Origin of the sequence: Blautia sp. DFI.3.45 (genome assembly GCF_020593505.1) — a bacterium.
Lineage (GTDB): Bacteria > Bacillota > Clostridia > Lachnospirales > Lachnospiraceae > Blautia_A > Blautia_A wexlerae.
This window is the reverse complement of sequence record NZ_JAJDMI010000070.1, coordinates 1-10,601: the sequence shown is the minus strand read 5'-3', so window position 1 is coordinate 10,601 and position 10,601 is coordinate 1. Positions and strand designations below refer to the sequence as shown.

At 37.2% G+C, this 10,601-nt stretch carries 10 protein-coding genes, 3 pseudogenes and 1 riboswitch; all 13 genes and pseudogenes read right to left on the bottom strand.

Annotated elements, in window-relative coordinates; translation table 11 throughout:
* Positions 1 to 245 precede the first annotated feature (245 nt).
* Positions 246 to 428: pseudogene (locus tag LJE09_RS18930) on the bottom strand (transcriptional repressor); the annotation flags it as partial.
* 42 nt (positions 429 to 470) lie between these two features.
* Positions 471 to 1,232 carry a peroxide stress protein YaaA gene (gene yaaA, locus LJE09_RS15960; protein WP_062807672.1) on the bottom strand — a complete coding sequence of 254 codons (762 nt, stop codon included), beginning with the start codon at positions 1,230 to 1,232 and terminating at the stop codon, positions 471 to 473.
* On the bottom strand, positions 1,232 to 1,687 hold the full coding sequence (locus LJE09_RS15955) for a peroxiredoxin (RefSeq protein WP_008704268.1): 456 nt from the start codon (positions 1,685 to 1,687) through the stop codon (positions 1,232 to 1,234). Before LJE09_RS15955 ends, yaaA begins: the two co-directional genes overlap by 1 nt.
* Positions 1,688 to 1,690: 3 nt before the next feature.
* A complete protein-coding gene (locus LJE09_RS15950; RefSeq protein ID WP_055054222.1) occupies positions 1,691 to 1,903 on the bottom strand; it encodes a DUF6219 family protein in 213 nt (70 codons plus the stop codon).
* A 223-nt stretch (positions 1,904 to 2,126) separates the two neighbouring features.
* Positions 2,127 to 2,294, bottom strand: a pseudogene (locus LJE09_RS18925) (HD-GYP domain-containing protein); the annotation flags it as partial.
* Positions 2,295 to 2,303: 9 nt separating this feature from the next.
* Positions 2,304 to 2,513, bottom strand: a pseudogene (locus tag LJE09_RS18920) (Hpt domain-containing protein); the annotation flags it as partial.
* 50 nt (positions 2,514 to 2,563) lie between these two features.
* Positions 2,564 to 5,422 carry a response regulator gene (locus tag LJE09_RS15940; protein WP_227311545.1) on the bottom strand — a complete coding sequence of 953 codons (2,859 nt, stop codon included), beginning with the start codon at positions 5,420 to 5,422 and terminating at the stop codon, positions 2,564 to 2,566.
* A gap of 178 nt (positions 5,423 to 5,600) precedes the next feature.
* A riboswitch (cyclic di-GMP riboswitch) is annotated at positions 5,601 to 5,676 on the bottom strand.
* A 237-nt stretch (positions 5,677 to 5,913) separates the two neighbouring features.
* On the bottom strand, positions 5,914 to 6,816 hold the full coding sequence (locus LJE09_RS15935; RefSeq protein ID WP_227296245.1) for an ABC transporter permease: 903 nt from the start codon (positions 6,814 to 6,816) through the stop codon (positions 5,914 to 5,916).
* Complete coding sequence (locus LJE09_RS15930) at positions 6,816 to 7,727, bottom strand: ABC transporter ATP-binding protein (protein WP_227296247.1); 912 nt, start codon at positions 7,725 to 7,727, stop codon at positions 6,816 to 6,818. The genes LJE09_RS15935 and LJE09_RS15930 overlap by 1 nt, the downstream gene beginning before the upstream one ends.
* A 16-nt stretch (positions 7,728 to 7,743) precedes the next feature.
* Positions 7,744 to 8,013: a hypothetical protein gene (locus tag LJE09_RS15925; RefSeq protein ID WP_120062654.1), complete on the bottom strand. Its 270-nt coding sequence runs from the start codon at positions 8,011 to 8,013 to the stop codon at positions 7,744 to 7,746.
* A gap of 39 nt (positions 8,014 to 8,052) precedes the next feature.
* On the bottom strand, positions 8,053 to 8,223 hold the full coding sequence (locus LJE09_RS15920) for a helix-turn-helix domain-containing protein (RefSeq protein WP_008371604.1): 171 nt from the start codon (positions 8,221 to 8,223) through the stop codon (positions 8,053 to 8,055).
* Complete coding sequence (locus LJE09_RS18005; RefSeq protein WP_255601813.1) at positions 8,211 to 8,345, bottom strand: hypothetical protein; 135 nt, start codon at positions 8,343 to 8,345, stop codon at positions 8,211 to 8,213. The genes LJE09_RS15920 and LJE09_RS18005 overlap by 13 nt, the downstream gene beginning before the upstream one ends.
* Positions 8,346 to 8,538: 193 nt before the next feature.
* A complete protein-coding gene (locus LJE09_RS15915; protein WP_227311544.1) occupies positions 8,539 to 10,461 on the bottom strand; it encodes an ATP-binding protein in 1,923 nt (640 codons plus the stop codon).
* Positions 10,462 to 10,601 lie beyond the last annotated feature (140 nt).

Here is a 10,601-nt window from a genome sequence, read left to right as displayed (position 1 = left end):
AGGGAAATAAAACATGCGTTTTGTGCAATTTTTATTTTTCAGACACGCTCTAGGCCTGCATAATTTATTACGCGTGCTGTCCCCTGTAGCCTACTAATCTGAATCATCATAAAAATAATAAGAACTACTAATATCAGTATAAGGACACTCTGTATAATACCTATTATATTTTTACTTTTTTTCTTGTTTGTCTGCATTTTACAATTTATCTTGAACCTTAAATAATATTCATTTCAATAACTATGCTATTCCTTTACTTTCTCCCTGCATTTTGGGCAAATACCTTTAAATGAAATATCATAATCTAAATATTTTATTCCATTCGTGTCATGAATCATTTCTATCAAGTCTGATATTTCATCCACATCTACACCTGATACCTCACCGCATTTTACACACCTGACATTGTAATGATTTTTTAAGTTAAATCGAATCACTTTATTAAAAAAATACCTACAATAAGTACCTTTTTAATAAGATGTTATCTCTATTCTGCGTTCAAAAATATATTCCGTATCTGACGATAGATCATGCCTGAACGCATAGCCAAGTCTGTCAAATTTTTTTATATCCTCAGGATTTTCAATACTATTTTCAGCCATGAACCTAACCATTTCACCACGAGCCATCTTCGCATATGTACCTTTTGTCACCAGTTTATCTCCTGATAACTCGCAAAATACAATTGTAATATACTTATCCCGTAATGTCAGATACTTTTCTATAGATTTGGAATATTCTTTTGATGCCAGGTTAATTATAATCCTACTGTTGTCGATCACTGAACAATACAACATATCTCCCCAGTATTCATATAAGTTTTTTGCATCTCCTATGCCGACTTTTGCCTGCATTTCCAAGCGGTAAGGTGTCACGCCATCCAACGGTTTTAGAACGCCATAAAACGCAGATAGTATTCTCAAATGATTTTGTACATACTCAAACTGACTGTCCTCAAACACGGATGGAGCCATATATTGAAAAGCAATTCCTTCATATGATAAGACAGCTGGAGTAAGTAAATGATAAAGATCCATGTTTTCCAATCTATTGAAGTTCTGTTCTGTAATTTTGTCATTACATTTCCAAATAGTCTTCAGTTCTTCTTTTGACTTACTTTTCAACCAACTTTGTATCTCTGTCGTCTTTTCAATAAATTCAGGCAATCCATCCGGCGCTATGCTGTCAGTATCTGTAATCATCTTTTTAGCAGGGGATAATATTATCTTCATTAATCTAATTCCTTAAGCATATTTTCAGGATCATCTGCTGCTTTGACTTTATCATTGGCTTTGATGATAACTCCCTGTTCATCGATAAGATATGTAGTTCTTACCACACCCATAGAGACTTTGCCATAATTTTTCTTTTCTTTCCATACATCATAAGCTTCAATAACTTTCCGCTCTGGATCTGCTAAAAGTGTAAATGCCAGTCCATATTTTTCCTCAAATCTCTTATGAGAGGATACAGAATCCTTACTGACCCCAAGAATAACTGCACCTTTTTCAATAAACTGAGGATATCTCTCGGAAAAACCACATGCCTGTTTCGTACATCCCGCTGTATTATCCTTGGAATAGAAATATAATACTACTTTTTTTCCTGCATAATCCGATAATCTGTGTATTTTTCCATTTTGATCTGGCAACTCAAAATCAGGTGCCTTGACCCCTACTTCCAACATTAATTATTCCTCCCTCTCTGTAACTTTCTCTTTATTCGCCTTTTTCTTCCTATTCCCGGAAATCATTTTATGCCCTGTATATATCGCCATTGTCATACATAGCATAGAGCTTAACGCAAAGTATTTGTGGCTTGATTTTAACCCTTTATGTCCAGTGTAAAAAGTACCAATCATTGTGATCAATGCTCCTACTGACCAATATTTATGTGCTTTCATATAATTCCTCCGTCTTTTATCTTCGGTGTTTTTAATTGTAATTATACTATACAATAATCAGATGTCAATTTGATAATGAAACAATCAGGGCAGCCGGGGCTTTGACAGTTACATCGATTATAAAGTCCATTAATCCCGCATAAACTCTAGGTTTTCTTTGTCAATCAATTTGTTTTGATTTATAGTAATGTCGAAAGTAGTTGAATTATTTTAAATCAGATAGTATTTCTTCACCTTTCAATCCATCCGGATAGCCCTTTCCATCCCATCTTTCATGGTGCCATCTGCAGATTTCCCATGCGGTATGTACCAGTGGATAATCTTGTGAAAAGTCCATATCCTTAATTATAGCCGCGCCAAGCTCACTATGGGTTTTCATAATCCTAACCTCATACAGACGGTCAAAGGAAAGATTCTGACACACCCCTTTCAATGTGTGCGCACTGCGGAAAGCATCTTCATAATTTTTATTTTCCAATGCCTGTTTTAACTGTAGATAACTCTGGTCTTCAAGGAACTTTAATGTAAATCTCTGAATCAGTGCTTCGCTGTGAAGGCGTCCCAAAACAGCCTCATAGTTTCCTCCGATAGCTTTATAGCACTCCTGCATTGTCATCTTTTAGCCCTGTCAATGGTATTCCACTAATTCATGAACCTCTGCTAATCATTATGAACATACCTTAAAATCGTTTTTATAACTTCCTCAATCACAATCGGCTTTGACAAATGTGCGTTCATTCCTGCTTCCATACACTTTTCTGCATCTTCCCTAAATGCATTTGCAGTCATAGCAATGATAGGGATTGTTTTTGCATCCTGCCGTTCCAGGGATCTTATTGTTTTTGTGGCAGTAAGCCCATCCATCACCGGCATCATGACATCCATTAAAATAACATCGTATGTTCCTGATTCGCAGGCTTCAAAGTGCTGAACAGCTTCTAACCCATTTTTCACTGTTTCTACTTTAGCCCCATTTTCCGTCAGTATAAATTCTGCTATTTCCGCATTCAGCTCATTATCTTCAACCAATAATATCCGGACACCTGATATATCTGCATTGAAATCTTCTTTTTCTTCCAGCCGTGCATTCGTATCAATTTTAAATGGAAGTATTACAGTAAAACAGCTTCCTTCACCAAGCTTGCTTTCAACTGTTATGGTTCCGCCCATCTTTTCTACAAGTTGTTTCACAATAGGCATTCCCAGACCTGTCCCATTATAATCAGAACGTGGGGAATTATCTGCCTGTACAAATGGAGTAAACAATTCATTTTTTATAAATTCTTCTGACATTCCAATTCCATTATCTCTTATTTTAAATTCACATGTCATGTGATCTTCTGATCTTTCAATCGTTCTCATACTCATGTAAATAGAACCATTCACCTTATTGTACTTCATACTGTTTGTAAACAGATTCATCAATACTTTTTTCAGATGAACTGCATTGCTCCAAACATATACACCTCTATAATCATCATGTTCTCCCATAACATGAAGCCCTTTTTCTTCTGCCTGAAAAGATAATGACTCCGTGATTTCCTGACATACCTGATCCAGATTGATGGATTCATCACTAAAAACCACGGTATCCGATTCTAACTTTGCCATATCCAAAACATCATTTACCAATGATAATAGCAGTTTCGAAGACTCATTTATTTTATTCAGGCAATCTTTTGCCCGCTCACCATCATTTCCGCTTTTTTTAAGAATTGTAAGCATGCCCATAATGCCATTGATCGGTGTCCTGATGTCATGAGACATGTTATTTAAAAAGGAAGTCTTAGCCTTATTGGCACTCTGTGCTTCTACAAGTGCATTTTGTAATTCCTGCTGTTTTTCTTCAAGCTCCTGATTCAGCTTCAATGCCTGCTCAGCAGACTTCTTGGATTTTTCTTCCGCACGTTTTGATTTTTTCAAAGAATCAAGAATTATACACAGGGCAACAAAAATGGAGATTCCAACTATGAGTGAGACAGCCAGTAAATTGTCCTGAATAAACTCCTTCGCTGTAACTTTTCGTGAGGAAACATTATACGAAACTACTGCACCTGAAAATTGAGTTGTAGGCATAGATGTCAGTGTTTTATTCAGAATGGACAAAAGAACCGGTTCTCCCTGCTGAACAGCAAATGAAACATCAGCTTCTTTTGTCAGGAAAACACTATGAAGCTTATTATTTTTCAAATAGTCTGAAACAGTACCTGAATTGCTTACAATACAATCTGCCTCCCCTTTTTGCATTGCTTTTACTGCTGCATCTGATGTCTCATATTCCACAACCTCCCATTGCGGATAATTGTATGAAAGATATGCTTTCAATGCAAAATTATCTTTTTCAACGGCAACTATATTCTCTTTATTTTCATCAAAAGAATCCTTTGCCGTAATTGCTGCCATATTGAGAGTCAATAGAGTATCCGACAAAGCAAATCCATTTGTTTCTGCAAAGTATGGATTCTGGTTTGCATGAAAAATCAAGTCTATTTTTCCATCCTGCAATGCCTGAAGCAGTTCACTTCTTGTATCATATCCATTTAATTCAAATTCCAGAGTCTGACCTTGCAGACAATTTTCTGCAAGATCCACATAATCTGTGATAACACCTGTCAATTTGCCTGTTGATGGATCTACACTGCTGATACCTCCATCCTGATTCAGATACCCTATCCGGATTGCTCCATGCTGCCCGATCCACTCCCTTTCTTCTTTTGAAAGAAAGGAGCTGCTCTGTGCAGAAAGATAACGCCTGTAGAGATCATCTGTGTAAAATGGGTTGTCATCCTTGATTCTGCGCATAGCACTATCCAGTGCTTCTTTGATATCCGGACGTTTGGGATTTATAGCGAAATAGATTTCTGTCTCTCCAATACTTGTAATCGGCGAAATCTCCGATTCTTCCCAACGGGGTTCTTCTACCGAAACGAAGCAGTCAATTTCATGTTTCGACAGTTTGTCCATAACTTCTGCGGTATTAGAAACATTGACATGCTGCGTATGCAGACCATACTTTAACTCCCATTCGTTAAGCACATCCTCCGTTATATTATCTTTAAACACACCAATATTTTTTCCCTCAAAAGAATCCAAATTTCCTGCTGTAAGATCCATATTGGATGCATCCGTATAGATGTAATATTTCTCTTCCCCCATAGGCATATCGGAAAAAAGCATATTTTCAGCACGTTCGTCTGTATAGGAAATGCCAACAAGAATATCAATCTCTCCATTTTTCAACTGTGTAAAGCAGTTTTTCCAATCACTTGTTATGTATTTATATGTCCATCCTGCATAACCTGCAATATCTTGAAGATACTCATAACCATAGCCGCTTCTTTCTCCCTTTTCATTGACTACATTATAAGTTTCCTCAAAAGATCCTACCCGGATAACATGATCAGAATTTTCTTGGGCAGATGTGGAAACAGGAAAAACAACCAAACATATCATTGTGCAAAATATAAAATAACAAAATTTGAAATTTCTTATATTCTGTACTAATTTGCACTTCTTCATCTTTCTCCCACCCTCCAGGCTACAGTTGCTTGCTTGCTTCCAGATTTTAATTTTACATTCATTAATTATCAATAACCTCCCCGCTATTTTTCACAATATTTTTCCAAACAGCTTCTGTATTACTTATTCAAGTGCTCTATCATAAAAAAGCACTGCCAGACAGACAGTGCACCTCATTTCATGCAACTGGCTGCCATTTTACAGGCCCTGTAGCTTTGCGTCCCAGACTTTCATCTGGTTTGCCGATTTCCATATTATAGCTTTAATACTTATGCAAAAAACTGGTTTTATTATACTATAGCACTCTACTGTACACAAGAAAAACATTACCGTTTTAACGCCAAAAAATAAAAAAAGAACAGCCGATACATATACTCGAACCGTTCTTCTACTTCCGAAGACCACGCAGCATTGACATTACTGTTTCCTGCTCATTTGTACTCAGATCGTTCCATATCCCCAGAACTTTCACCCGCTAAAAACAATATTTCCTATCGTCTGCCTTCACCCGCTGACAACAATGTAACCACATAGTAAATAATTCCAAATACAGCTATACTTCCCATCATAATGCCAATCATCTGATTTATACTCACCACATTTCCATGAAATACCGGATTGCAATCAAGCGTGTCTCTTATCGCTTCAACCATTTCATCCGGATAATTTTTTCTCTCCATCTCTCTGAAAACTCCGTGAAGCATATGATTCTTAATCAATGAAGTGGCATATGTACTCGGAAGATAAGACAGTGCCTTCTGAAGACCTGGTCCAAAATTTGAAATCGGCATATAAGCACCACATATAAAACCATATCCTGCGCTGACAATTGTACCTACAGCCGAAAGCTGTCCCTGTGTTGTCAACGGAAAGCTAATGATACTTGAAAGCGTACTTCCAAACAGGACGAGCAATATCATATCAAATAAAACCCATAATATGTCTGCTGTATTCATATACCATCCCATTTTAAGTAAATATCCCAGACATAATACAAATGCAAGTGCATTGACCATCAATGAATTAGCTACTGTTGACAGAAAATATCCCAAATAAATTTTTTCCTTGCTGACCGGTGCAACATTAAAATCCTTCCTTGTTCCATTTGCCTTGTCCTGCACCATAGTCAGATTCACACAAAATGTTACAGTAATACAGCTTACTGCCATAAGTGATGCTGTCAGTTGTGCTGCTACGGTTCCATTAATAAGCTTATCCGAAATCATAATCATATCCGAAATCGCTGCTGTAAAAGAATCTCTGAAAACCTTTGCAAGAAATGTAGCATAAAGAACAATCAGAATAACTGGTGTGATCATTGATGTAAACAACATACCTTTATCTTTAAAAAACAGTTTCCTGTTCCTGTCCATTAATGCCAATACTGTTCTCATCAGCATTCACCTCCAAGCTTCTTTCCTGTGACTGCAAGAAATACATCATCCATTCCGCCTTTTACTACTTCATAATCCATGAATAGATCCTGATGCTCTACAATAAGCTCCGTAGCTTCTTTCGTATTTTTTACTTTTATCTGATATCCGTCACGTATTTTTTTATATTCTCTGTTCAATGACTTTATTTCATCTTCGGAAATACCATAAACAGACACTATATCCTGTACATAATCATTTTTAAGTTCAAACGGTGTACCTTCTGCTACAACACTTCCTTTGTCAAGAATTACAACATAACCAGCATTGGCAGCTTCTTCCATATAATGTGTAGTCAAAAATACTGTCATATTTTCTGTTTTCTGAAGCTTCTCGATAACATTCCAGATTAACTGCCTTGTCTGCGGATCAAGCCCTGTAGTAGGCTCGTCAAGAATCAAAATCTCCGGTCTGTGCAATAATGCACGGGCAATATCAATTCTTCTTCTCTGACCTCCCGACAGCTTACCTACAGGTCTGTTTAAAAACTCGTCAAAATCCAGAATCTCGACCAGCTCCTGTAATCTCTTATCAAAGGCATTTCCTGTAATGCCGTATAAAGCAGCTCTGCTCTTTAGGTTTTCTTTCACCGTAAGCGGTTTATCAAGTACGCTATCCTGAAACACAACACCAAGCATTCTTTTTGTCTGTGCGCCGGCTTTGTCAGTTTCTATTCCGTTTACCTGAACCGTTCCGCTGTCTTTTTTCTGCAATCCGCAGAGAATGGAAATGGTTGTACTTTTCCCTGCACCGTTTACTCCAAGAAACGCAAACAATTCTCCTTTTTTCACACGAAAGCTCAAATCATTTACCGCTTTTACTTCGCTAAAGCTTTTATTCAGATGACTGATTTTAATGATATCTGATTCCATATCTTCTCCCTTTGTTTCATCTTTCCTTAAATGACGCAGTATACGTTGGATTTACCTTTTTTAATAGAATCCATATGTTAAAAAGTAATATGAAGGCGAAAATCGTCCATATCCATGCCTGTGGCATTAAATAAAGGATTCCGTTTACATCTCCACCACCAAATGCTCCACTGAGTAAACACAAATATATTGGATCCAATACCAGCATAATTACTGTTATATAATAAAAAATAGCCTTCACAAGCTTATTCTTTATTTCACAAATTTTATCCTTAAAATATACCAATGTTCTGGTCTTCCCATAAGCATTATAACCTCCAATACGTCATCTATTTTTCTTTCGAGGATCTGTTGGCTTTACCGCATCTTTTGGTATTAGCCAAGTCTTTCCCTTTTTCTCTGCTCCAGGCACTCTTCCCTGGCTACATAAAAGAGAAATTCTTCTAGATGAAATTCCCCATATTTTTGACATTTCGATCGTTGTTATATAATCCATAATTTTCCTCCAAACGATACAACAAACCTATTATAAGTATATTCTTTTATCGGAATAGTTTCAACCAAAATTAAGTTTTCTTCTAGGTTGTTTGATTTGTTATTGTTTTCTAAGATTTTCACAAAAAAAATCCTCCTTTCGTATGTACGGATGCGTGAAAGGATGAAAGACGCATCCGGCCAAGAAAAAAGAGCCTACGGAAAACTCCGTAGACCCTCATTGCTTTTCTGGCGATTATAATAATATCACATCAAAAGAGAAAAGTCAGTGCAAGACCAGTGCAAACTTTTCATCAGAATTAACTTCTTTGTTTTCCTAATCGTGTTTAATGTATTTAGTGATAGTATCGATTAATTCCTCCATGTTAATCGGCTTGGAAATATGGTCATTCATGCCTGAATCCAGGGATTCCTGAATATCATCTATAAAAGCATTTGCAGACAAAGCTACAATTGGAATCGTAACTGCATCGGACCGCTCTATACCCAAGGCTCGAATGGCTTTTGCTGCTTGGTGTCCATCCATGTTTGGCATCATAATATCCATCAAAATAAAATCGTATGTGCCTCGTGGATGATTTTTAAACAAATTCACAACTTCTTTTCCGTCTGATGCGCGTGTTACGGTCATACCAGCATCTTCCAGCATTATCGTAGCAAGTTCAGCATTTAAATCATTATCCTCAGCCATAAGAACATGAATACCCGTCAAATCTCTATGTAGATGTTGTTTTTGTTCTGATTGAATAACCTGTTCTGTCAACTCCAGTGGGATCTCCACTGTGAATGTAGAACCTACACCTTTTTTGCTCTCAACAGCAATTGAACCGCCCATCATATCCACATATTTTTTTGTGATGGCCATACCAAGACCGGTTCCCTTATATTGGGTTCTGGCATTATCATCATCTTCTTGTGAAAACGGATCGAATAATTTTTTCTGGAACTCTTCGCTCATGCCAATACCGTTATCTCGAACAACATAACGAGTTATGATATGTTTCTCATCCGCTCCTGGGTAACTGCTGATATCCAAAGTAATCTTTCCGCCGTCCTTTGTGAATTTCACAGCATTGCCCAGAAGATTCACCAAAACTTCTCGGATACGCACAACATCCGCAAGGACATATGGGTTCTTTGAGATTTCTCGATGTACTTCAAACTTAAGATCTCGATTATAAAGAAGTCCATTCATAATCGCCTGGACGTTATCTGTCAATTGAGTAATGTCCATTGGCTCGGGCGAAATAGTAACTTTTCCACTTTCAATGCGAGTAAAATCCAGAACGTCATTCAACAAAGAGAGAAGATGATTCGAACTTTTTTGAACTTTCTCCAAGCTATCATGAATATCTGAAACCGTGTTCTGGTGAAGCGCAATGTTTGTAAATCCAATAATGGCATTCATCGGCGTTCTGATGTCATGGCTAATACTAAGCAAAAACGCAGATTTTGCTTTGTTGGCAGCATCTGCTTCCTCAGCGGCGGTCATTAATAATTGTTTTTGTTTTTGCTCTTCTGCCTTGCTTTTCTGGTAAACATAATAGGTATATAGACAAATTAAAAGCAATACAGCTCCTGCGACTAAACCGCAGATGATGGAAATATGATTCGTCTTTTCAACCATTCCATAAGCTGATTGCATATCCATTTCAATGCAAAATGCGCCAATGATTTCTCCTGTCCCATCATAGTTTGCGCTTACAGGATAGCAAGCCGTAAAAATCGGGCCCCATGTTGTATCAATGATATCCTGAGAGTACACATTCTCCCCAGAAATAGCCCTATCAATATACGGGACCATTTCTTCCTCAATATAATCTCCAGGGCGTCTTACATCATCCGCATCCGGATCCAAACCGTCTACCACATAAACAAGTTTTCCTTCTTCATTTTTTTTAGCGGTGTAAATATATCGAGTAGAATTCAGTGTTCTGATTTCATTGAAATATGAAGAAATATCCTTATATAATTGCTTCTTTTCATCAGATTGATCTTTGATTTGATCAAAATCTTCTTTGCCGATTCTTCCATTCACAAGTTTGTGTACTGCATCTGCACTCGCTGTGTCACGTGTGATTTCTGTTTCAAGGGCGGTCTTAGTGTAAGAACTTTGCAGAATATATGTGTACGACGCTATTACAAAAATCATCAAAAGCCCCGCAATCACAAAGATACTGCCTGTATTCTTCAGCCTAAGGAGTTTTTTCAAATTAATTCCTTCTTTTGTTTTCTTCATGCTGCTCATTCACATCCTCTAAATCCTAATTTATCAATTTTATCATAGCACATTTTCATACAGTTTTTAATTCCAAAACTTCCAAGTGACATGCTCCCACCACTTAAATCCCAGATTTTGAAGTGGGGGCTTCTTGCTCA

Excerpts from the sequence above, each read along its gene's own strand:
- yaaA (WP_062807672.1), bottom strand. The coding sequence starts at position 1,232 with ATGAAGATAATATTATCCCCTGCTAAAAAGATGATTACAGATACTGAC.
- LJE09_RS15955 (WP_008704268.1), bottom strand. The coding sequence starts at position 1,687 with ATGTTGGAAGTAGGGGTCAAGGCACCTGATTTTGAGTTGCCAGATCAA.
- LJE09_RS15950 (WP_055054222.1), bottom strand. The coding sequence starts at position 1,903 with ATGAAAGCACATAAATATTGGTCAGTAGGAGCATTGATCACAATGATT.
- LJE09_RS15940 (WP_227311545.1), bottom strand. The coding sequence starts at position 5,422 with ATGAAGAAGTGCAAATTAGTACAGAATATAAGAAATTTCAAATTTTGT.
- LJE09_RS15935 (WP_227296245.1), bottom strand. The coding sequence starts at position 6,816 with ATGAGAACAGTATTGGCATTAATGGACAGGAACAGGAAACTGTTTTTT.
- LJE09_RS15930 (WP_227296247.1), bottom strand. The coding sequence starts at position 7,727 with ATGGAATCAGATATCATTAAAATCAGTCATCTGAATAAAAGCTTTAGC.
- LJE09_RS15920 (WP_008371604.1), bottom strand. The coding sequence starts at position 8,223 with ATGGATTATATAACAACGATCGAAATGTCAAAAATATGGGGAATTTCA.
- LJE09_RS15915 (WP_227311544.1), bottom strand. The coding sequence starts at position 10,461 with ATGAAGAAAACAAAAGAAGGAATTAATTTGAAAAAACTCCTTAGGCTG.